We start from the raw sequence: 20,871 nt of genomic DNA on the forward strand, positions 1-20,871 counted from the left end.
TGTGTCGCCCGCGCGGCGCAAGGCGGCGGCCCGGCTCATCGCGCACCTGACGTCCCCGGAGGCGAACCGCGTGCTGGCGCTGCACTACGCGCGCAACCCGCCACGGATGGCGCTGTATGACGACCCGGAGTTGCGCGCGGCGGAGCCGTTCATCGCGGGCCTGAAGGAGGCGCTGGTGAGGGCTCGCCCCCGGCCGGTGACGCCGTACTACCTGCTCATCGCGGACGTGCTCCAGAGCGAGTTCTCCGCCGCGGTGGCGGGCCTGCGGACTCCGGAGGTGGCGCTCACTCGGGCGCAGAAGCAGGTGGATCACCTGACCGGCGAGCAGCCTCCGGAGGAGGAATGAGGGGCGCGGGTTCGCAGGCGCGGGAGCGGCGGCAGGCGTACCTGCTGGTGGCGCCGGCCGTGTTGGTGCTGGCCGTGGTGGCGCTGTACCCGGTGCTGGCGGCGATATGGCTGAGCCTGCACCGCTTCATCCTGGTGTTCGGCGAGCGGCGCTTCACGGGGCTGGAGAACTACGCCTACCTGATGGGAGACGCGCGCTTCTGGTCCGCGCTGGGGAACACGGCGTACTTCACGGCGGTGGCGGTGACGGTGGAGCTGCTGCTCGCGGTGCCGCTGGCGCTGCTGCTCAACCGCGCGTTTCCGGGGAGGGGATTGCTGCGCGCGTCGGTGCTGGTGCCGTGGGCGATTCCCACGGTGGTGAGCGCCCGGCTGTGGGCGTGGATGTTCAACCCGGACTACGGGCTCATCAACCGGCTGCTGGGTGGGGCGGAGATCAACTGGCTGGGGGCGCCGGGGTATGCGTTGCACGCGGCCATCCTGGTGGACGTGTGGAAGACGACGCCCTTCGTGGCGCTGCTGGTGCTGGCGGGGCTGCAGGGCATTCCGGAGGACCTCTACAAGGCGGCGCGAGTGGACGGGGCGTCGGGGTGGCGGCAGTTCCGGTCCATCACGATTCCCCTGCTGAAGCCCGCGCTGCTGCTGGCGGTGCTGTTCCGGTCGCTGGACGCGTTCCGCGTGTTCGACGCCATCTACGTGCTGACGGAGGGCGGGCCCGCGAACACGACGGAGACGCTGAGCATCTACGCGTACAAGACGCTGATGCGCTCCGGGGACTTCGGGTACGGCAGCGCGTTGTCGGTGGCGACGTTCCTGTGCGTGGTGCTGCTGGCGGTGGTGTGGCTGCGCTGGCTGGGGCGCGAGGAGGGGCGGCGATGAAGCGGCCGGGGCTGGGCACGGCGCTGGCCGTGGTGGCGTTCCTCACGTTCTTCCTGGGGCCGTTCCTGTGGCAGGTGCTGACGAGCCTGTGGCCGGACGGCGAGCTGACCCGGCCGTGGCCTTCGCACCTGACGGGGGCGAACTACGAGAGCGTGTTGTTCGGGCGGCCGTTCCTGTGGGCGGTGGTGAACTCGCTGGTGGTGGCGACGCTGACGACGGTGTTCTGCCTCACGGTGGGGGCGTCCGCGGCGTTCGCGCTGGCGAAGCTGGAGTTCCGGGGGCGGGGGCTGCTGCTGTCCGCGGCGCTGGGCGTGTCGATGTTCCCGCCCATCGCGACGGTGAGCCCGCTGTACCTCATCCTCAGCGCGGTGGGGCTGCGGGACAGCCTGGTGGGGCTGGCGCTGCCGTACACGACGTTCGCGCTGCCATTGACGCTGTGGGTGCTGACGTCGTTCTTCCGCCAGCTGCCGGATGAGCTGTACCGCGCGGCGCGGGTGGATGGGTGCACGCCGGTGGGCGCGTTCCGGAGGGTGTTGTTGCCCCTGGCGGCGCCGGGGCTGGCGACGACGGCCATCCTGGTCTTCATCTTCGCGTGGAACGAGTTCCTCTACGCGCTGACGTTCCTGTCCACGCCGGAGAAGCGCACGGTGCCGGTGGCCATCAGCCTCTTCGCCAGTGAGTACAAGGAGCCGTGGGGAGAGATCGCCGCCGCGTCGGTGGTGGCCACGCTGCCGCTGGTGGTGCTCACGGTGCTGTTCCAGCGGCGCATCGTGTCCGGGCTCACGGCTGGCGCGGTGAAGGAGTAGGCCTACGGGCGGCTTCGCGCGCGGGGCAGCCAGTAATCAGGCCGGCGGCGCAGGTGCGCGATGGCGAGCACCACCACGTCCTCGTCGCGGACGAGGTAGGGCAGGGCGAAGGGATATTCCGGAAGCAGGAAGCGACGGATGGGCGGCGTGTGACGGAGGTCCGGCCAGTAGGGCCAGCGGTCTGGAGCCGCTGCGATATCCCTCAACGCCTGTCGAACGGCAGAGTCAAAGAGGCCACCGAGTCCACGGTGTTGCTCCTCATACCAGTCCGATGCCGCATCGAGTTCCGAGTCGGCGGCGGGATGCAGTTGGAAGGGCATGTGTGGCGTGGGGACCTATCGACGCCGACGTGCACGCTCCTCCATCTTTCTCTCTACCTCTTCGAGGCTGACAAGCTTCACTGTGCCGTCGAGGACTTCCTGGGCGCGACGGCTGATTTCCTCACCCCATGCTTTTTCAGCGTCCTCCGCGCTGCCCATCAGCCTATGGGCGAGCTGTCTCTGGTCTTCCGGAGAAAGCAGCTGGGCCAGGGTAAAGACTTCATCGAGTGTCGCCATCACCATCATTCTAGCTCCTCCGTGAGTCATTCGCTCGCGCGCAGGCCGCATGCCTGCTCGTGCAGCGGAGGAACCTTCCTACCTGAAGGGTCTGACAGCTACCGGCCTACCGCTTCGACCTCCGCCCAGAGGCGCTTGTCTTCGAGCGCTGTATCCAGCGGCGCCCGTCGCTCCGCGATGCGCAGGAGTACGGCGGCCAGCTGGTCCAGGTGCATGGGCTTCAGCTTGTGCAGCAGTGGCAGCTTGCCCAGTGTGTGCAGGATGCCGGGCGGCGCGTGGTATTCGCCCTCCAGCGCGGGGGGCCGCACCATCGTGTAGGGGATGCCGCTCTCGCGGACGATGCGCTCCGCTTCCGCCTTGGCTTTGAGATACGCGCCCACCGGGCTTCCTGCTCCCACCGACGTGAGCAGCACGAAGTGGTCCACCCCCGCCGCCTTCGCCGCGTCCACCAGCTGCCGCGTGGTGCCGATGTCGCTCGTCTCGTAGGTGTCCCCCGCCGCGAAGCGCTTGCGCATCGTGCCGATGAGCTGGAGCACCGTGGTGCTGCCCTTCATCGCCTCCACCAGCGCGGGCCCGTCCGCCAGCTCCAGCACCGCCTTCCTCGGCCAGTGGCACGCGGGCTCCGTGCTCGCGCTCCTGGGGCGCACGTGCGGCGTCACGGAGATGCCCTGGGCCAGGGCCTGCCGCATCAACGTGCGGCCCGTCGCGCCCGTGGCGCCCGCGACGAAGAGATGACGAGGCGCTGCGCTGCTCATGGTGATGCCTCCCGGGCCTGCCTGCGCGGCCCCTGGGAGCGCTTCTTGAGCACACGGCCCGCCCCTTGCCCACTGTTTCCAGGGGCCACGCGTGAAAGCGGACAGCCGGCCTTCAGCGGTTCGCCTGCTCGGACTGGACCTCGCGCGCCTTCGTGAGGTCGTCCAGGAAGATGGCCTCCAGCTGACGTGCCGCCTCCACGTCCTCCAGGACCAGCGAACCTTCCTCCAGCAGATTGAACGACAGCGCGTCGTAGTTGATGGACCCCACCAGCACGAGCCGGTCATCCACCAGCATCGTCTTCGCGTGCATCATTGACGGCTGGTACTCCCAGAGCCGCACGCCCGCTGCCCGCAGCGTGTCGTAGCTCTGACGCTGGAGCAGCGTGATGGCCGGCTGATCATTCTTGTCCCCCGGTGCCAGCACCCGCACGTCCACGCCCGCGCGCGCCCTCTCCACCAGCAGCGCCGTCAGCGCGTCGTTGGGCGTGAAGTACGCCTGCGAAATCCACAGCCGCTTCTTCGCCGCCTTCACCATCAGCTGCGTCAGCCGCTCCGCGCGCGTCACCTCCGGGTTCGCCGTGCTGCTGACGAAGGCCGCCCAGCCCTCACCCGCGGCGTCCAGGCCGGGCTGGTCCACCGACAGCGTGGGGAAGTCCGTCTGGGGCAGGAGCTCGCCCGTCGTCTCCTGCCAGTTCTCCGCGAACGCCTGCTGGAGCTGCGCCACCACCGGGCCCTGGACCCGCACGTTGGTGTCGCGCCATTCCTTCTCATTGCGCGCGTCGCCCAGCCACTCGTCCTGGATGGCGAGCCCTCCGGTGATGGCCACCTTGCCGTCCACCACGAGAATCTTCCGGTGATTGCGCGCCAGGTTCTCGTCCGCTGGCAGCGGGCGGAACAGGTGGGCTTCGCAGCCGGCCGCTTCCAGCCGGGGCTTCACCTCCGACTCGAAGGGGCCGCTGCCCAGCGGATCCACCAGCACGCGGCAGTGCACGCCCTTCCGGGCCCGCGCGGCCAGCGCTTCAATCATCCGGTCGGACGCACGGCCTGGCCGCCAGATGAACATCACGATGTGGATGGAGGCGCGGGCCCGGCCGATTTCTTCCACCATCACGTCGAATACGGCGCCGTTGTTCGCCCACCGGATGCGGTTGCGCGGTTCCATCCGCACGCCCGTCGTCTGGTACAGCGCCGATGCGAAGCCCGCCCCACGCGAACCCACCTGCCCCGTGAGCTGGAATGGACGAGACGACTCCTTCGTGTTGCACGCGGACGGACATCCCGCGAGCAGCAACGCCCCCACCACTCCCCCCAACCATCGTCCGCCCTTGCTCACGCCCGTTGCCCGCGCCTCCTAAGCTTCAGGGGTAGGCACCCCCGGGTGACGTGTCACCCGTGAGCGCGAGAGGAGTGTTCTCTGTCCACGGTGTGAGTGTGCGCACAGGGCGGTGAGGTAGGTATGTCGATCCTCCACGACGTGGGCCGTCTTTTTCGACGAAACCCCCGCTGTCCCCCGAAAGGTCCGTCCCATGGCCCGCTACCTGATGCTGCTGCACGAGAACCCCGCCCACTTCGCCGCCATGTCCCCCGCCGAGCTGCAGGCCATCGTGGAGGAGTACGCCCGGTGGAGTGACGGGCTGCTCCAGGAGGGCCGCCTGCTCCAGGGCGAGAAGCTGCGCGACGAGGGCGGCCGGCGCCTGAAGCAGCAGGGTGGACAGGTGCTCGTGTCGGACGGGCCGTACGCGGAGGTGAAGGACGTGGTGGGCGGCCTCTTCATCCTGTCCGCGGATTCGTACGACGCCGCCGTGGCCCTGGCCCGGACGTGTCCGCACCTGCGCTACGGCGGTGAGGTCGAGCTTCGCGCCATCGAAGAGGTCTGACGGCGTGCCCTCCGCGACGCAGGTGCTGGAGCTGGCCTTTCGCGAGTGGTCCGCGGGGCTCGTCGCGGCCCTGGCCCGGCGCGTGGGGCTGGGGCGGTTGGACCTGGCGGAGGACTCGGTGCAGTTCGCCATGCTCCAGGCGGCGCGGACGTGGGGCTTCCACGGCATTCCCGAGCAGCCTCGCGCGTGGCTGCTGCGCGTGGCGCTGAACCGGCTGACGGACCTCTTGCGGCAGCGCGCGCCGGAGGTGGGCTCGGAGTCCGTGGAGGAGGCTGGGCCTCTGGAGGAGGAGCCCACGCGCTTCGCGGCGGAGCTTCCGGACGATGCGCTGCGGTTGCTCTTCGCGTGCTGTCATCCGGCGCTGTCCCGCGAGATGCAGGTGACGCTCACGCTGAAGGTGGCGTGTGGCTTCTCCGTGCGCGAGGTCGCCGCCGCGCTGCTCGCGGACGAGCCCACCGTGGCGCAGCGGTTGGTGCGCGCGAAGCGGACGCTGCGCGCCTGCCGCGCCACGCTGGAGGTGCCCGCTCCGGAGGCGCTGCCGGAGCGGCTGGGCGCGGTGCACGCCGCGCTCTACCTGCTCTTCAACGAAGGCTACGAAGCCTCCGAGGGCCACGACCTGTCCCGCGCGGAGCTGTGCTCGGAGGCGCTGCGCCTGGCGGAGGTGTTGCTGTCACACGCGGGGACCACGACGCCGGAGGGCCATGCGCTGGCGGCGCTGTTCTGCTTCCGCACCGCGGGGCTTCCGGGCCGCGTGGATGCACGGGGCGCGTTCGTGCCGCAGGAGGCTCGGACCGGGACGGAGTCGTCGCCCCTGTTGATTGCGCGGGGGCTGTGGCACCTGCGTGCTTCCATGGGGACGGTGCTGACGCCGCTGCACCTGGAGGCGGAGATCGCCCTCGTGCATGCGAAGACGGCCACGCCGGGGCCGGAGGACAGCGCCCGGTTGTTGCGGCTGTACGACGCGCTGCGACGCGCTGCTCGAACTCAAGCCGTCGCCCATAGTCGCGCTGGGGCGGGTGGTGGCGCTGTCGCGCGTGCGCGGGCCGGCCGAGGCGCTGGAGGCGTTGGGCCGCTTGCGCTCGGAGGCCGTGCTGCGGCGGTACCCGTATCGCTTCGCCGTGGAGGGCATGCTGCTGGAACAGGTAGGGGCGCGGGGCAGGGCGGCGGATTGCTTCCGTCAGGCCGCGACGCTGGCGCGGACGTCTCCGCAACGTGAGTACCTGCTCTCCCGGGCCCGAGCCTGCGAGTAGGAGGCTGCGTGCTACCGTCCCGCTCCGTCGAGACACCGGGAGCGGACATGGCGTTGAGCACGTCGGATGACTTCAAGTCGGACCTGGGCATGGAGCCCCGCCACCTGCTGCCCATCGTGTCGCGATTGAATGACTTCATCCGGCCGTTCTGCGCCGCGCTCGATGCGTTCCATGCGGACTGGAGCGGCTGGGGCAAGGCCTCGTACTACTTCACGGGCAAGCAGGCGTGGGTGGACGCGAAGCTGAAGGCGCTCGATACGGCGGAGCACCTGCTGTATCGGCTCTGCGACCTGGAGCAGGAGCGGCTCGCGCATTCCAAGGCGTCGCGGCTGCTGTTGATGCGGCTGCTGGTGGAGATCCAGGAGACGCATATCGAGATGGTGGACTACGTCCACGTGAACAACCTGAAGCTCTTTACGCCGGACCGCGGGACGCTGGGGACCGCCGCGCTGAATCAGCTGGACGCGGACTGGGATGCGCTGCGCAACGGCACGGGCGCGGTGAAGCTGCCCACGGGTCCGCAATACGCGCGCGGCAACCGCGAGGTGCGCGCCATCCACGCCCGGCTGCTGTCCCGCACGCATGGCCGGGAGTTGATGCGGTGGATCCTCAGGGACACGGAGGCGGATCCGGAGTGGCCGGTGACGCTGGTGTTGACCCAGGCGTTCACGCCCTCCGCCAACTTCCGGCAGAAGGTGGTGGTCAACAAGCAGCGGCTGCAGGCGACCTCCGATGAGCTCAATCGCCTGAAGGCCGAATACGAAGGGATGACCCAGGAGCTGTCCCGCATCGAGGAGTCCTCGCGGCGAGGCAGTGAGCCGTGGGGCGAGCTGCGCAGCCGCCTGGCGTCGACGTCCAAGCCCTACGCCGAGCTGACCGAGGCGCGTGAAGCGCTGAGCAAGCCCATGTTCGCGATGGAGGAGGAGCTCGGCTGGTACGACGAGGACGGCCACGGGGAGGACTACCTGTTGAGCGAACCCGCGCCGGGGCTCGCGGGCAAGCGCCCCACCGGGGGACGCGGCTCACAGCTCAGCCTGCGCTCCGGGCTGCGCGACAGCACGCAGCGCAACTACTCCCGCGACCAGCACCCCATCCCCGCGCCGGCGTTCATCGTGTACGGGCACGAGCTCATCCACATCCTGCAGAACCGCTACCCCACGCGGATGGTGTTGCAGCCCCTGAACTACACGACCGGGCACACGAAGCACGGCTACAGCAACACCACGGAGCACGAGACCATCCGCGCGCTGCGCAAGCTCCGCACGGACGCGCACCTGCCCTTCTACGAGAACCAGCTCCGCGACGAGCACCAGCTCACGAAGCGCAAGCACCACACCGGCACATCGGCTTTCGAGTTGGGCGAGACGGACTGAAGCACACGCGCTACCTGCGTTGATCCCCCGGAGGCGTGGCCACCACCTCCCGCCCCAATTCCAGCATCGTGGCGCTCTCCGACGGATCCGGGCGCTTGTCCCGCAGCGTGACGAACTCCTCCGCCGCCGTGGGGTGGATGCCCACCGTGGCGTCGAGCTGCTTCTTCGTCACGCCGCACTTCAGCGCCACCGCGAGCCCCTGGATGATCTCCGGCGCGTCCGCTCCCACCATGTGGAAGCCCAGCACTCGCTCCGTGCCTCGCTCCACCACCACCTTCATCATCGATCGCTCATCACGGCCCGTCAGCGTGTGCTTCATGGGCCGGAAGCTGGAGACGTAGACGTCCACCTTGCCGTACCGCTCCATCGCCTCGCGCTCCGTGAGCCCCACCGTGCCCACGGGCGGCTGGCTGAAGACCGCGGATGGCACGTTCTCGTGGTCCATCGTCACCGGGTTGTTCCGGTACAGCGTCTCCACCATCGCGCGCCCCTCCGCGATGGCCACCGGCGTGAGGTTGAGCCGGTCCGTCACGTCCCCCACCGCGTAGATGCTCTCCACCGATGAGCGCGACTGCGCGTCCACCACCACCGCGCCGCGCTCGTTCAGCTTCACGCCCGCCTCCTCCAGGCCCAGGCCCTGCGTGTTCGGCACGCGGCCGGTGGAGTACAGCACCGCGTCCACCTCCAGCGTGTCCCCCATGCGCGTCAGCAGGCTGAGCGTGCCGTCCTCGCGCTTCTCGATGTCCTGGACGAACGTCTCCGGGCGGATGTCCACGCCCTTCTTGCGCATCTCCTGCGTCAGCGCCGCGCGGATGTCATTGTCGAAGCCTCGCAGCACCGTGTCGCCGCGAATCAGCATCGTCACCTTCGCGCCCAGCGCCGCGAAGATGCCCGCGAACTCCACGCCGATGTAGCCGCCTCCCACCACCGCCACCCGGCGCGGCAGCGTGGGCAGCTCCAGCGCCTGCTCGGACGTGAGCGCGTGCTCGATGCCCGTCACCTCTGGCAGGTAGGGCCTCCCGCCCGTGGCCACCAGGATGCGCTCCGCCGTGTAGCGCTTGCCCGCGACCTCCACCGTGTGCGCGTCCACCACCCGGCCCCGGCCCTCCACCAGCGTCACGCCCGCGTCGCGCAGCAGCCGCCCGTAGATGCCCGTCAGCCGGTCCAGCTCCTTCGCCTTCACCGCCTGGAGCTTCTTCCAGTCCTGCGCGGGGCCGTTCACCGTCCAGCCGTAACCGGCCGCGTCCTCGAAGTCGTAGCGGTAGTGCGCCGCGTACACGAGCAGCTTCTTGGGCACGCACCCTCGCAGCACGCACGTGCCGCCCACGCGCCCCTCCTCGCAGATGGCCACCTTCGCGCCGGAGGCCCCCGCGCGCCGGCTGGCCGCCACGCCGCCCGACCCCGCGCCCACTGTGAACAAGTCGAAGTCGTAGCCCGCCATCCGGTGTCCTCCCTGCGTCAAAAGTGATGTTTCAGCGCCGAAGTGGGAAGGAACCCTGCCGGGCCCCGCCCGCCGGGCTGCTCCCCAGGGTCCGAAGCGCCTCCTGCTTCGGCTGCCCCCGATACATTCAATCCCCCTCCCGCACGAGAAGGGGAGATATCCTTACCGCGCGTAAGGGCGGCTCCCCCTCATGTCTCACCCCCCCTCCTGTCAGACCTCCCCTCGGGCGGATGCCCCGGACGTAGACCCGTCTCCGGGCATGGATCCGGAAGTCGTGGGGCGCCGGTACCGCATCCTCGACCTGCTGGGGCGCGGCGGCGCGGGCACCGTGTGGCGCGCGCAGGACGGGCTGTCCGGGCCGGTGGCCCTCAAGCGGCTGCACAAGACGGTGGCGGACCTGGCGCGGCGGCCCGGACGGGGCACCCCTTCCGCCTTCGCCACGCAGGGCATGGCGCTGTCGCTGGCCCATGAGTTCCAGACGCTGGTGTCGCTGCGCCACCCGCACGTCATCCGCGTGCTGGACTACGGCTTCGACGCCGAGGGCCGGCCCTACCTGGCCATGGACCTGCTGGAGGACGCGCGCACGCTGGTGGAGGCCGGCACGGACGCGCCCCTGGCGACGCAGGTGGGGCTGCTCATCCAGACGCTCCAGGCGCTCGCGTACCTGCACCGGCGCGGCATCATCCACCGCGACCTGAAGCCCGGGAACGTGCTGGTGGTGCGCGGCCAGGTGAAGGTGCTGGACTTCGGCCTGGCCGTGGGCCGCGACCAGCAGGGCCGCCGCGCGCAGCCCGCGGGCACCCCCGGCTACCTGGCCCCGGAGCTCTTCGAGGACCAGCCCCCGTCCGAGCTGACCGACCTGTTCGGCTTCGGCGCCATGGCGTGCCAGATGTTCTTCGGCCGGCTGCCCCACGCGGGCCAGGTGTTCGCGACGCCGGGCTTCCCGCCCGCGCTCAAGGCCCTGCTGGAGCAGCTGGTGGCGCCCGAGGCCCACCGCCGTCCGCGCGACGCGGAGGCCGTCATCACCGCGCTGAGCGACGCCGTGGGACAGCCCCGGCCCGCCGAGTCCGCCGCCACGCGCGAGAGCTTCCTCCAGTCCGCGCGCTTCGTGGGCCGCGTGGCGGAGCGCGAGCACCTGACGGACGTGCTCGACGCGGCGCTCGCGGGCCAGGGCGGCGCGTGGCTCATTGGCGGCGAGAGCGGCGTGGGCAAGTCGCGCCTGCTGGAGGAGGTGCGCTCGCTGGCGCTGGTGCGCGGCGCGATGGTGCTGCGCGGCCAGGCGGTGGACACCGGCGGCGTGCCCTACCAGGAGTGGCGCGCGGTGCTGCGCTGGCTGCCCATGCTCACGGAGCTCTCCGACCGAGAGGCGCGCGTGCTCCGGCCGCTGGTGCCGGACCTGGAAGCGCTGCTGGGTCGCGAGGTGCCCGCCGCGCCGGAGCTGGACGCGGACATGGCGCACCTGCGCCTGCACCAGACGGTGGAGGACCTCTTCGCCCGCCTGTCGCAGCCCACCGTGGTCATCCTGGAGGACCTGCATCAGGCGCACGCCGAATCGCTCCAGCTCCTCGCGCAGCTCGCGGCGAGGGCGCCGGGGCTGCCGCTGCTCTTGCTCGTGAGCTTCCGCGACGACGAGTCCCCGCAGCTGCCGGAGCACCTGCCCGGCACCCGCGTGCTGCGGCTGCAGCGGCTCAACGCGGAGGAGATCGCCCAGCTGGGCGAGTCCATGCTGGGCGCCGTCGGCCGCCGGCCGGATGTGGTGGAGCTCTTGCGCCGCGAATCGGAGGGCAACCCGTTCCTGCTGGTGGAGGTGGTGCGCGCGCTGGCGGAGGACGCGGGCGGCCTGGACCGGCTGGGCGCCGTCGCGCTGCCCCAGCGCGTGTGGGCGGGCGGCATGCGCGCGCTGGTGCAGCGCCGGCTGGAGAAGGTGCCCCGGGAGGCGCGGGAGCTGCTGGACGTGGCGGCGCTGCTGGGCCGGGAGCTGGACCTGGCGGTGCTGGAGCGGGCCGCGCCCGGCGTGGACGTGGAGGCGTGGCTCACCGACTGCGCGGCGGCGGCGGTGCTGGACGTGGCCGACGGCCGCTGGCGCTTCGCGCACGACAAGCTGCGCGAGCGGCTGCTGGAGGACCTGTCCCCGGCGCTCCGGCCCGCGCTCCACCGGCGCGCGGCCCAGGCGCTGGAGGCGGCCCACCCCTCGGGGCATGCCGCCGCGCTGTCGTACCACTGGGGGCAGGCCGGGGACGCTGCTCGTGAAGCCCACCACGCGCGCATCGCGGGCGAGGAGGCGCTGGCGGTGGGGGCGTGCCGGGAAGCGCTGCCGTTGCTCTCCCGGGCGCTGGCGGTCGCGCCCCAGGCCACGCCGCTGGAGCAGGGCCGCGTGGAGGCGCTGCTGGCGGAGGCGCGCTTCCAGCTGGGGGACCTGGAGGCCTTCCGCGCGCACGCGGAGGCGGCGCTCGCGCACTTCGGCTGGCGCGTGCCCTCGTCTCGCGTGGGGTGGGTGCTGGGCACGCTGACGCAGGCGCTGTCCCGGCTGGCGCAGAGCGCGCGGCCGGATGCGTACGTGGATGACTCCAGGCGGCGCCGGGAGACGCGGCGGGTGGCGGGCCGGCTGCTGATGCGGCTCACCGACGCGTTCATCTACGCGCAGGAGGCGCTGCCGGTGCTCTGGAGCGGCCTGCGCATGCTCAACCTGTGCGAGCCCGCGGGGCCCACGCCGGAGCTGGCGCGCGGCTACACGGTGATGGCGGTGGTGGCGGGCACGGTGCCGGTGCACCGCGTGGCGGACGCGTGGGTGAAGCGGGCGCAGGAGGTGGCCGAGAGCGTGGGCCGCCCCGCGGACCTGGCCTACGTGCTCAACCGCAACGCGGTGTGCGCGGTGTACCAGGCGCGCTGGCAGGACGTGGAGACGTGGCTCGCGCGAGCGACGGCCATCGTGGACTCGGTGGGGGACCTGCGTCTGGCGGAGGAGTGCCGCGCGCTGCTCACCGTGTCCGCCATGTACCGGGGCCAGTTCTCGCGGGGCCTGCCGCTGATGGACTGGCTGGAGGCGTCCGCGGTGCGCCGGGGCTCGGCGCAGACGCAGCACTGGGCCCAGCACTATCGCGCGCACATGCTGCTGCGGCTGGGGGAGCACGCTCGGGCTCGCGTGGCGCTGGAGCCGGCGCTCGCGTGGACGGAGGCGCATGGCGGCGCCACCGACCGCATCATCACGGACGGCACGCTGGCGCTCCTGTGCCTGCGCGAGGGCGACGCGGCGGGTGCCCGCGCGGCGGCGGAGAAGGCGCTGGTGCGGCTGTCCGCGGGCAAGCCGGTGGCGCACTTCGTCTACTTCGGCGCGACGGCGGTGGCGGAGGTGCTGCTCACCCTCCTGGCTCGCGAGACGCCCGGGCCCGGCTTGCAGGCGCTCACGCACAGCGCTCGGTCCGCGCTCCAGGAGGTCGAGCGCTTCGCGCGGGTGTTCCCCTTCGGCGAGCCCGCCGCGTGGCTGTGGCGCGGCTGCGAGGCGTGGCTCGCGGGCAAGCACCGCAAGGCCTTCCGCGCGTGGGCGCGCTGCATCGCGGAGTCGGACGCGCGGGGCATGCCCTACGAGGCGGCGCGCGCTCGGCTGGAGTGGGCGCGGCACCTGCCCGCGGACGACGCGGAGCGCGCGGAGCTGCTGCGGCGGGCGGCGGAGGACTTCACCCGGCTGGGGGCGCGCGAGGACCTGGCGCGGACCCTGGCCGAACAGGGGACGGCAGGGTGACGAAGCGATGATGTGGCTGCGGGACGTGGCGTTGCTGGCATGCCCGGATTGCCGGGGCCAGCTGGTGTGGCACGGGCAGCGCGAGGACGACCGGCTGGACGAGGGACGTCTGCTCTGCGGTGGCTGCGGCGAGACGTGGACGGTGGAGGACGGGCTCGCCCGGCTTTACCGCGAGGACCGCGTGCAGGGCACGGACCGCCTGATGCGCCACCTCTACGACGGGCTGCCCGCGCTGCACGACCCGCTGACCGCGGTGCTGACGCCGCTGTTCCAGTCCGTCTCCGAGTCGCGGATGCGCGACGGGTACATGCGCAGGCTGGAGCTGGGCGCGCTGAAGCCTCGCGACGACGGACAGCCCGTGCGCGTGCTGGAGGTGGGCGTGGGCGCGGGCGCGAACCTGCCGCGCATCCGGGGCGCGCTGCCGCCGGGCCTTCCCGTGGAGGTGTGGGGCCTGGACCTGAGCACCGGAATGCTGGCGCAGTGCGGGAAGCGGCTGCGCAAGGGCCGCGGCGTGAAGGACACGCGGCTTTTGGTGGCGGACGCGCACGCGCTCCCGTTCAAGGACGGCCTGTTCGACCGCGTCTTCCACGTCGGCGGGATTGGGAGCTACCGCCAGCCCGCGGTGGCGCTGCGGGAGATGGCGCGCGTGGCCAGGCCCGGCACGCCGCTGGTGGTGGTGGACGAGCAGCTGGACGCGGCCTTCCGCCCGTCGCTGTTCCAGCGCGCCGCCTTCCGCGCCCTCACGTTCTACACGCGCGACGCGAAGAGCCCCCGCGACCTGCTGCCTCGGAACGCCGAAGGCGTCATCGAAGAACAGGTGTCACCGTTCTACTACTGCCTCACGTTCCGCGTTCCAGCCGTCACGGGTTGAGCACCAGGTCCAGCAGCTTCAGCGTCATGCCGCCCGTGAAGTCGATGGTGGCGCCGTTGAACCACGCGGCGTCGTCTCCCACGAGCACGGTGACGAAGCGGGCCACGTCGTCCAGCGTGCCCATGCGCCCAGCGGGGGTCATGGCCGCGTGGCGCGCTTCCAGCCGGGCCAGCGCCTCCGGCGAGTAGACGTGGCGCAGCGCGGGCGTCATCACCGTGCCGAACTTGAGCAGGTTCACGCGGTGGCCCTTCGGGCCCAGCTCCATGGCCAGGTGGCGCACGTACATCTCCAGCGAGGCCTTGGCGGCGCTGATGAGGCCGGTGTTGCCCAGGTGCGTCTCATCCAGCGGGTTCTGCAGGCCCAGCAGGCGCGCGTCCGGGGCCAGCAGGTCGCGTTGCACCAGGGCCTGCGTCCAGTACACGAACGAGTGCGCCATGCAGTCGAAGGTGCGCTGGATGCGGCGCGGGTGCAGCCGGTCCGGTCCCTCGGAGAGGAAGCGGCCCACGGACGCTCCGGCGATGGCGTGCACGAACAGCTTCACGCTGCGGGGGCCCGCGCGCTGGAGCAGCTCGTCCGCGCCGGCCTCGGCGGCTTCGGGCGTGGAGGCATCCGCCTGCCGCAGGTGCACGTCCCGGCCCGCGTCGCGCACGCGGGCCTCCAGCTCCCGCGCGGTGTCCGGGTAGCGGCCCCGGTGCACGCCGAAGACGTTCAGCCCCGGCTTGCGCGCGACGGCCTCCGCGATGGCCGCGCCCGAGCCCGAGGAGGCACCGAGGATGAGCGCCCACGCCGGGGGAGCACCCTCCGATGCGGCTGGAGCGGATCCGCCTGGGACAGGTGGCACGTGCATGGTGCTCCCATCATAGGAACCCACGCACGGTGGGGCTCGGGAGACGGTAGGGGTCCTCGACGGAAAGGGGGATGGAGTGGAAAGATCCACCCATGCCCTCGGTGAAATGCCTCTTCGCGTGGCTGACGATGCCAGCCCTTGCACTGCTCGCGGCTTGTGCCCATGGTTCCTCGGACGAAACGAGGTCGGAGGCGGAGCAGGAACTCTCCACCCTGTACCAGCGCACCTGCGGTGGGAGGCTGGCGCAAGCGTGCTTCGAGCAGGCCGAGCGCCTTCGCACTGGCGACGGCGTCACGAAGGACGTGGCGCGCGCGGCGACGCTGTACGAGCTGGGCTGCAACGGCGATGACGTGCGCGCGTGCGTGGCGCTGGGGGTGTTGAAGGAAGAGGGCCGTGGCGTCGCGAAGGACGAGGCCGAGGCGGCGCGGCTGTACGCGCGGGGCTGTGAACGCTCTCAACCCGAGGGCTGCGGCCACCTGGCGTTGCTGTATGGCGAGGGCCGGGGCGTGGCGAAGGACGCCGCGCAGGCGGTGCGCCTCTACGAGCGCGGCTGCGCCGGGGATGACCGGCTGTCGTGCAACAACCTGGGCGTGCTGAAGCTGATGGGCGGCTTCGGCGTCGAGCAGGACGTGGCGGCGGGCATGGGGATGCTGGTGCAGGCGTGCAACCGGAGCCTTGGGGTCGCCTGTCTCACGGTGGCGCGCGAGTTCGACCAGGGCGTGCGCACGCGCAAGGACGCGCGGCTCGCGGCCAGCTACTTCCGCACGGCGTGCGGCCTGGGAGAGAAGGACGCGTGCGCCTTCGCGAACGCGGCGGTGGCGGCGAAGCCGGAGCTCACGCCCGTCACCACGCCAGAGGAGGGCGCGAAGCTGGAGGAGATCCGCGCCATGTGCGAGACGGGCTCGGGCGTGGGCCTGGGCATGGCGTGCTACGTGATGGGCACCGCGTACGAGAAGGGCGCGGGCGTGGCGGTGAACCCCGGCCGCGCGACGATGTTCTACCAGCGCGCGTGCGACCACGAAGTGCCGGAGGCCTGCGGCGACGTGCGGCGCATGCTGGGACTCACGGCGGACGGCACGAAGGCCGAGGCGCCGAAGCAGTCCGTGTTGCAGTCGCTCCAGCTGGATCCGGCGAAGACGACTCCCGAGAAGCCGAAGCAGTCCGTGCTGGAGTCGCTCCAGCTGGATGCGGGCAGGGGCTCCGCGAACGCGAAGCCCACGCCGCGAGCCTCCGTCGACCGCTGGAAGGACGAATGCCGGGACGGAGCGGGTGAAGGGGATGCGTGCGCCCGGCTCGGGGACGAGCTGCTGGGCGGGAGCTCGGGGCTCCCGGTGGACGCGGCGAAGGGAATGAAGCTGCTGGAGGAGGCCTGCATGAAGCGCACGGCCTCCGCCTGTGCGCGGCTTGGCTCCTTGACGTTCTTCGGCAACGGACTCCTGGGGGTCCAGCGAGCGCCCCTCGTGGGCCTCGTCCTCCTGGAGACGGGATGCGAAGCGCGCGACGGCGGCGACGCGTGCCACGTGCTGGGCCGGGCCCAGCTCAACATCCCCGGCCGGTACGCGAACGCGGCGAAGGGCATGCAGGCCTTCCGGGATGGATGCTTCAACCACGAGGACCCCGAGAGCTGCTCCCGGTTCCTCCGTGTGACGCGGCAGCTCGCCGACTCGGGGCCGGAGGAGGTGCGCGCGGACGCGCGACGCAGCATCCCCGCCATCCAGGCCCAGGCCTGCAAGGCGCGCGTGAAGGGGGCCTGCAAGGACCTGGACCAGCCGCTGCCGAAGGACACCCTGCGGGTGCGCCACCTGCGGGCGGACTGCGACGCGGGGGACCCGGATGCCTGCGCGGACCTGGCGCATGCGTACCAGAAGGGCGACAGCGTCGAGCGCGACCTCGAGGAGGAGCTCCGGGTGGCGGGGAAGGGGTGCGCGGGGGGCAGCACCCAGGCCTGCTTGTGGCTGGCGAAGCGCTACAGCGAGAAGAGCTCCGGGGGGGCGCCCCGCGACCTGGAGGCCGCCTTCGCGCGCGCGGAGCAGGCCTGTGCCATGAAGTCCGGGGACGCGTGCGAGTTGCTTGAAACCCTCCTGCGGGAGCACCGGCATCTGGGGGCGGATGCACCGCAAGTCCAGGCGGCCCGGGCGCGGGCCTGCCTGTACTGGTCCGCGTCGTGGCGCGAGAGGCAATGCGCGAAGTAGGCCTCAGCCGCCCTGGAGCCGGAGCGCCGCAGCCACCAGCGCGGCGTTGTCCTCCGTGCGCTGGCCATCCGGCAGCGTGAGTGTGTCCTCCAACCCGATGCGCGTGTCGAAGCCGTGGCGCCGGGCCCATCCGAGCACGGCCCACGCGCCGCCCTCGGAGCCGTGCACGAGCAGGGGACACGCGAGGCCCGTGGCGCGCAGCAGGTGCACCAGCGTCCGCGCCTCCTGACATGCGGCCTCCGGTTGGGAGGACTGCGTCTCCACGAGGATGCGCAGGCACCTCGAAGCACGGGGCCACGCCATGAGCCGGCTCACGTCCTCAGGGAACCACACGCCCGCCTCCACGCCGATGTCCGCATCGAGCAGCGCGTCCGCGATGGACTCCCAGCCGGGCTCGGACAGGTTGACGGAGGCGAAGTCGGGACGGGTGCTGGCGGACAGCGCCTTCCAACTGGCGATACGCGCGTGGCGCGCCTTCACGTCCGGGACCATCCACGCGCCGGTGCTGACGCCCACGGGCACCCCCGGACAGGCGTGGCGGATGGCGGACACCGCCACGCCGATGTCCGCCGCGTCCAGGGACTCGCCGCCGTGCGGCGCGCGCGGATGCACGTGGAACGCTCCCGCGCCCGCGGCGTGACAGGCGGCGGCGTCGCGTGCGAGCGCTTCGGGGGTGACGGGCAGCCGGGGATGAGCCGCGGACGCGCGGGCTCCGTTGAGACATACCTTGAGCAGCATGCGCGGGATGAAGCCACGAAAGACACCTGCTCCACGGGCTTCGTGAAGTTGCTCCGTCCGCTGGTGGAAAGCCCGCTGCACGAAGGGATGGGTGGGTTGTTCCCGGGTCCGTCCGCGTTTACCGATGAAGGACGCATCCCCAGCGCCGTGGAGAAGGAGTTCCCTTCGTGCGTCCCCCGGAGAAGGTCGTGTTCGGCCACACCGTCGAAGGCCTGCTGGTGACCCTGGACGGACATCTGGAAGGCCCGCTGCGGACGCGGTTGAAGGCCGTGGGGCTGGACCTGGACCAGCAGCTGGCGCCCGCCTACCCCCGGGACCAGTGGCACCAGATGTTGCTCCTGGGCGCGCAGGAGCTCTTCCCCCACCACTCCGTCGCGCAGGCGCACTGGCACCTGGGCCAGCGCTTCGTCACGGCCTACTTCGCCACCCGCATCGGCCGCGCGCTCCAGGGCGTGGTGAAGTTCCTGGGCCCCGCGCGCACCCTGGAGCGCACGGCGCGCAACATGGCCTCCGGCAACAACTACCTGCACGTGGACGTGGAGCGCCTGGCCGCCACCGACTACCGGCTCCGGGTGAGCGAAGGGGGCATCCACCCGGAGTTCATCGGGGCCCTGTGCCACTTCGGCACGCTGACCACCGGCGTGCAGGGACTCACCACCGTGGTCGAGGGCCGCGAAGGGCCCGCCGCGACGTACCGCATGCGCTGGTAGCGGGCCCCGTGCTCAGCCGTGGGAGATGACGAACTCCTGCGCTCCCACGCGCACCTGGAGCAGGCGCTGGATGCCCGACCCCAGCTTCCACCGGATGGCGAGCTGATCCATCCACGCGACGAACGCGGTGACGCGGAAGTCGTCGCAGGCCAGGTCATCCAGGGCCGTGAACACCTGCTGCACGGCGGAGGTCGAGTCGTTCTCCGCGATGACGGCCTCCGAATGGATGGCCTTGTTCAGCGCGATGAGCTTGTCGAGCAGGTCCCTCCAGAACACGTACACCTTCCCGTACGGCTGGCCCCCGATGTCGCCTCCGTAGCGCGAGGACTGCACGAGCACGTCCGAGAACGTGCCCGTGCCGCCGGTCTGCTCCCAGTGTGACGCGACGAAGCCGTCCGCCCCCGCCTGGGTCTTCAGGTGCCAGGCCACGCTCGCCCTCGCCCGGTCCAGCGTCCAGTCCTTCGCCCCGTCCTTGAGGTAGGCGTCCCAGAGCGGCGTGTAGAGCTCTTCCCGGCGCTGGAGGTGGGTGCGCACGGGCTGGCTGGCCCGGGGCAGGGCGCGCGCCAGGGCCCTGGCGAAGGCGTTGCGTTCGAAGGCGGGTTCGGAGCCCAGCTTCGCCAGGAGCCGCCGGAAGCTGGGGTTGTCCACGCGCAGGTCCAGCCGCGTCTCGGTCTTCGTGCCGGCGGGCGCCGCGCGGAAGAGGCGCTCCACCAGCGCTGGCGCGTCCTCCGGACGGACCGCGCCCCAGACGATGGCCCCGTCCACCGCGCGTTGGATGAGCTCCTTCGACAGGCCGTCCTCCACGTGGCTCTGGGCGAAGAAGGAGTATTCGAACTCGTCCGCGCTGGGCGTGAGGCTGAAGCGCGGCATCTGGGCGCTGAAGTCGAGCCCCCAGCGGGAGGTCTTCCCGTACAGCACGCCCGAGCTCGAGTAGCTGCGCGCCCCCAGGAACGCGTAGCGGCGCGGGCCCTGCCGGTGGTCGCGGGACGCGTGCTGGACGACGGCCTTGAGCTTCCGCCGGTCCTCCTGCGAGGCGAAGTTGACGTCGCGCCAGCCCAGGCCCAGGCCCCAGACGCGCTGGGACTCCACGGACTTCATGTGGAAGTAGCGCCGCAGCCAGGCGTCATCCACCCGGCGCTGGATGGAGGCCAGGTCGCCGGAGACGAACGCGCCGTGCGCGCCCGCCAGCTCCGCCACGGGCACCTCCAGCTCCAGCAGCGTCGCGTCCTCGGTGCTGCGCGCGTACTCGTATTCGAAGCCGGCCTTGAGTGAGCCGCTCACCACGCTCTCCACGAAGTCCTTCAGCTCTTCATACGCGGCCGTCACCGCCGCGACCGTGGGCTCCACCGACTTGAGGAACCCCAGCTGCTTCAACAGCGCGGCGGCGACCTGGAGGAGCGCGGGCTGGAGCGAGCCCTGCTCCAGGCCTTCGACGAGCTTCAAGGCGTCCTGCACCTTGGCGTCCACGGCGCTCAGGATGGAGGCGAGCAGCGGCGACGAGTACTCCAGCGACACGCCCGCGGACACGTGGACGGCCGCGGCGTCCGAGGTGGCCTTGCGGACCGACACGCGGAACGGCCCGCCGTCCTTCGGCCGGGAGAAGACGATGCGGAACTCGTCCTGGAGGGACACGGTGCCGCCGATGGACGCGCCTGCTTCCGCCTTCAGCTCGAACACCAGCTGCCCGGCCAGCCGCTTCGCGAGCGCCGCCACCAGGGACGTGCTGATGGCGGACCAGGACACCTTCACGCCGGCCTTCAGGGCCACGCACGTCTGGAACGACAGGGCATCACCGGGCTGGAGCGCCTGCACATCCCCCAGCACGAAGGGCAGGCGCAGTGACTTCGCGTCCGAACCCAGCGCGGTCTCCAGCGTCTGGGTCGCGGCGTGGTGCCGGTAGTCCGCGACCTTCACCTGGAGGGATCCGCCGCCGCTCAGCTCGACGAAGGGGAAGTTCCCCTGGCCGTTGGCCTCCGCGCTCAGCTCCGCCGCGTACTTCAGCCAGCACGCGGCCCCGTCCGGGGAGAAGAGGGGCTCCACCGAGGAGCCGTCCAGCGTCTTCGGGGGTACGCCGATGATGCCGTACGCGTCCTTGTCGTTCGGGTCGTTGAAGAGCTCGACGGGGACCTTGAGCGCGCCTGTCAGGGACACCTGGCCTCCCTGGATGGGGATGGCCTTGTTGCCGTTCAGCTCCGCGTGGCCCAGCGCCTGTTCGTGCGCGGCGTTGCCCAGCGCGAGCTTGAGCGTGTTCACCGCGGGAATGTGGATGCTCCAGCTCATGATGCCCCCACCGAGGAATGCCCCTGGGACAGGGGCGGGTGGGCAATCATTGACGCGGGGCCTGCCTGGCCGCTTCTGACGGCGGGGAGGTGTGACTGTCCTTGCCGTGAAATCGTCATCACCCCTGGGATGTAGGGGTTGTTCACCCGTCGGTGTTCGGACTAACCAGGGGGCACCCAAGCCACGTCATCCCCCGAGACGTGGCGGAGGAGCC

At 71.4% G+C, this 20,871-nt stretch carries 17 protein-coding genes and 1 pseudogene; 10 read left to right on the top strand and 8 right to left on the bottom strand.

The window, feature by feature from the left end; all coding sequences use genetic code 11:
• From D7W82_RS23005 to D7W82_RS23015, 3 genes and pseudogenes are all read left to right on the top strand, one after another.
• Window positions 1-346, top strand: a pseudogene (locus D7W82_RS23005) (ABC transporter substrate-binding protein); the annotation flags it as partial.
• A complete protein-coding gene (locus tag D7W82_RS23010; RefSeq protein ID WP_120620404.1) occupies window positions 343-1,221 on the top strand; it encodes a carbohydrate ABC transporter permease in 879 nt (292 codons plus the stop codon). The pseudogene D7W82_RS23005 and the gene D7W82_RS23010, both read left to right, overlap by 4 nt.
• Window positions 1,218-2,027, top strand: a complete 810-nt coding sequence (locus D7W82_RS23015) for a carbohydrate ABC transporter permease (protein ID WP_120620405.1) — start codon at window positions 1,218-1,220, stop codon at window positions 2,025-2,027. The genes D7W82_RS23010 and D7W82_RS23015 overlap by 4 nt, the downstream gene beginning before the upstream one ends.
• Before the next feature lie 2 nt (window positions 2,028-2,029).
• Here the strand turns inward: D7W82_RS23015 and D7W82_RS23020 are convergent, their stop codons facing one another.
• The 4 genes from D7W82_RS23020 to D7W82_RS23035 all read right to left on the bottom strand — a co-directional run bounded on the left by D7W82_RS23020 (window position 2,030) and on the right by D7W82_RS23035 (window position 4,672).
• Window positions 2,030-2,347, bottom strand: coding sequence for a type II toxin-antitoxin system RelE/ParE family toxin (locus tag D7W82_RS23020; RefSeq protein WP_120620406.1), 318 nt, complete (start codon window positions 2,345-2,347; stop codon window positions 2,030-2,032).
• Between the two features lie 15 nt (window positions 2,348-2,362).
• Window positions 2,363-2,593 carry an addiction module protein gene (locus D7W82_RS23025; protein ID WP_158617712.1) on the bottom strand — a complete coding sequence of 77 codons (231 nt, stop codon included), beginning with the start codon at window positions 2,591-2,593 and terminating at the stop codon, window positions 2,363-2,365.
• A gap of 89 nt (window positions 2,594-2,682) precedes the next feature.
• A complete protein-coding gene (locus D7W82_RS23030) occupies window positions 2,683-3,339 on the bottom strand; it encodes an SDR family oxidoreductase (protein ID WP_120620408.1) in 657 nt (218 codons plus the stop codon).
• 112 nt (window positions 3,340-3,451) lie between these two features.
• Window positions 3,452-4,672 carry a phosphatidylserine/phosphatidylglycerophosphate/cardiolipin synthase family protein gene (locus D7W82_RS23035; protein WP_233587888.1) on the bottom strand — a complete coding sequence of 407 codons (1,221 nt, stop codon included), beginning with the start codon at window positions 4,670-4,672 and terminating at the stop codon, window positions 3,452-3,454.
• 193 nt (window positions 4,673-4,865) lie between these two features.
• On the opposite strand from D7W82_RS23035, the gene D7W82_RS23040 reads away from it, so the two are divergent.
• The 3 genes from D7W82_RS23040 (at window position 4,866) to D7W82_RS23050 (ending at window position 7,839) form a co-directional block, all read left to right on the top strand.
• Window positions 4,866-5,216 carry a YciI family protein gene (locus D7W82_RS23040; RefSeq protein ID WP_120620409.1) on the top strand — a complete coding sequence of 117 codons (351 nt, stop codon included), beginning with the start codon at window positions 4,866-4,868 and terminating at the stop codon, window positions 5,214-5,216.
• A gap of 4 nt (window positions 5,217-5,220) precedes the next feature.
• A complete protein-coding gene (locus tag D7W82_RS23045; protein ID WP_147439482.1) occupies window positions 5,221-6,432 on the top strand; it encodes an RNA polymerase sigma factor in 1,212 nt (403 codons plus the stop codon).
• 81 nt (window positions 6,433-6,513) lie between these two features.
• The gene (locus D7W82_RS23050) at window positions 6,514-7,839 is read left to right on the top strand and encodes a hypothetical protein (RefSeq protein ID WP_120620411.1); all 1,326 of its coding nucleotides are present in this window, start codon (window positions 6,514-6,516) and stop codon (window positions 7,837-7,839) included.
• 10 nt (window positions 7,840-7,849) lie between these two features.
• On the opposite strand, the gene gor is transcribed toward D7W82_RS23050, so the two are convergent.
• Entirely contained in the window at window positions 7,850-9,280 is a 1,431-nt protein-coding gene (gene gor / locus D7W82_RS23055) for a glutathione-disulfide reductase (RefSeq protein ID WP_120620412.1), read from the bottom strand.
• A gap of 259 nt (window positions 9,281-9,539) precedes the next feature.
• On the opposite strand from gor, the gene D7W82_RS23060 reads away from it, so the two are divergent.
• A complete protein-coding gene (locus tag D7W82_RS23060) occupies window positions 9,540-13,019 on the top strand; it encodes a serine/threonine-protein kinase (protein ID WP_233587889.1) in 3,480 nt (1,159 codons plus the stop codon).
• A 7-nt stretch (window positions 13,020-13,026) separates the two neighbouring features.
• Window positions 13,027-13,890, top strand: a complete 864-nt coding sequence (locus D7W82_RS23065; protein WP_199727814.1) for a methyltransferase domain-containing protein — start codon at window positions 13,027-13,029, stop codon at window positions 13,888-13,890.
• Here the strand turns inward: D7W82_RS23065 and D7W82_RS23070 are convergent.
• Window positions 13,880-14,737 carry an SDR family NAD(P)-dependent oxidoreductase gene (locus tag D7W82_RS23070; RefSeq protein WP_233587890.1) on the bottom strand — a complete coding sequence of 286 codons (858 nt, stop codon included), beginning with the start codon at window positions 14,735-14,737 and terminating at the stop codon, window positions 13,880-13,882. The two genes, D7W82_RS23065 and D7W82_RS23070, sit on opposite strands and share 11 nt — an antisense overlap.
• 92 nt (window positions 14,738-14,829) lie before the next feature.
• Between D7W82_RS23070 and D7W82_RS23075 the strand changes: the two genes are divergently transcribed.
• Window positions 14,830-16,929: an SEL1-like repeat protein gene (locus D7W82_RS23075; protein ID WP_158617713.1), complete on the top strand. Its 2,100-nt coding sequence runs from the start codon at window positions 14,830-14,832 to the stop codon at window positions 16,927-16,929.
• A 3-nt stretch (window positions 16,930-16,932) separates the two neighbouring features.
• Here the strand turns inward: D7W82_RS23075 and D7W82_RS23080 are convergent, their stop codons facing one another.
• Window positions 16,933-17,667 carry a 3-keto-5-aminohexanoate cleavage protein gene (locus tag D7W82_RS23080; protein WP_120620415.1) on the bottom strand — a complete coding sequence of 245 codons (735 nt, stop codon included), beginning with the start codon at window positions 17,665-17,667 and terminating at the stop codon, window positions 16,933-16,935.
• 167 nt (window positions 17,668-17,834) lie between these two features.
• Between D7W82_RS23080 and D7W82_RS23085 the strand changes: the two genes are divergently transcribed.
• A complete protein-coding gene (locus D7W82_RS23085; RefSeq protein ID WP_120620416.1) occupies window positions 17,835-18,377 on the top strand; it encodes a DUF2378 family protein in 543 nt (180 codons plus the stop codon).
• Between the two features lie 12 nt (window positions 18,378-18,389).
• Here the strand turns inward: D7W82_RS23085 and D7W82_RS23090 are convergent, their stop codons facing one another.
• A complete protein-coding gene (locus D7W82_RS23090) occupies window positions 18,390-20,657 on the bottom strand; it encodes a hypothetical protein (protein WP_120620417.1) in 2,268 nt (755 codons plus the stop codon).
• Window positions 20,658-20,871 lie beyond the last annotated feature (214 nt).

It is taken from the genome of Corallococcus sp. CA049B (assembly GCF_003611685.1).
In the GTDB taxonomy this organism is placed as follows: Bacteria; Myxococcota; Myxococcia; order Myxococcales; family Myxococcaceae; genus Corallococcus; species Corallococcus coralloides.

What these genes read in the sequence shown, in the direction of transcription:
- D7W82_RS23010 (WP_120620404.1), top strand. Translation starts at nt 343, where the DNA reads ATGAGGGGCGCGGGTTCGCAGGCGCGGGAGCGGCGGCAGGCGTACCTG.
- D7W82_RS23015 (WP_120620405.1), top strand. Translation starts at nt 1,218, where the DNA reads ATGAAGCGGCCGGGGCTGGGCACGGCGCTGGCCGTGGTGGCGTTCCTC.
- D7W82_RS23020 (WP_120620406.1), bottom strand. Translation starts at nt 2,347, where the DNA reads ATGCCCTTCCAACTGCATCCCGCCGCCGACTCGGAACTCGATGCGGCA.
- D7W82_RS23025 (WP_158617712.1), bottom strand. Translation starts at nt 2,593, where the DNA reads ATGATGGTGATGGCGACACTCGATGAAGTCTTTACCCTGGCCCAGCTG.
- D7W82_RS23030 (WP_120620408.1), bottom strand. Translation starts at nt 3,339, where the DNA reads ATGAGCAGCGCAGCGCCTCGTCATCTCTTCGTCGCGGGCGCCACGGGC.
- D7W82_RS23040 (WP_120620409.1), top strand. Translation starts at nt 4,866, where the DNA reads ATGGCCCGCTACCTGATGCTGCTGCACGAGAACCCCGCCCACTTCGCC.
- D7W82_RS23050 (WP_120620411.1), top strand. Translation starts at nt 6,514, where the DNA reads ATGGCGTTGAGCACGTCGGATGACTTCAAGTCGGACCTGGGCATGGAG.
- gor (WP_120620412.1), bottom strand. Translation starts at nt 9,280, where the DNA reads ATGGCGGGCTACGACTTCGACTTGTTCACAGTGGGCGCGGGGTCGGGC.
- D7W82_RS23060 (WP_233587889.1), top strand. Translation starts at nt 9,540, where the DNA reads ATGGATCCGGAAGTCGTGGGGCGCCGGTACCGCATCCTCGACCTGCTG.
- D7W82_RS23065 (WP_199727814.1), top strand. Translation starts at nt 13,027, where the DNA reads ATGATGTGGCTGCGGGACGTGGCGTTGCTGGCATGCCCGGATTGCCGG.
- D7W82_RS23070 (WP_233587890.1), bottom strand. Translation starts at nt 14,737, where the DNA reads ATGCACGTGCCACCTGTCCCAGGCGGATCCGCTCCAGCCGCATCGGAG.
- D7W82_RS23075 (WP_158617713.1), top strand. Translation starts at nt 14,830, where the DNA reads ATGCCCTCGGTGAAATGCCTCTTCGCGTGGCTGACGATGCCAGCCCTT.
- D7W82_RS23080 (WP_120620415.1), bottom strand. Translation starts at nt 17,667, where the DNA reads ATGCTGCTCAAGGTATGTCTCAACGGAGCCCGCGCGTCCGCGGCTCAT.
- D7W82_RS23090 (WP_120620417.1), bottom strand. Translation starts at nt 20,657, where the DNA reads ATGAGCTGGAGCATCCACATTCCCGCGGTGAACACGCTCAAGCTCGCG.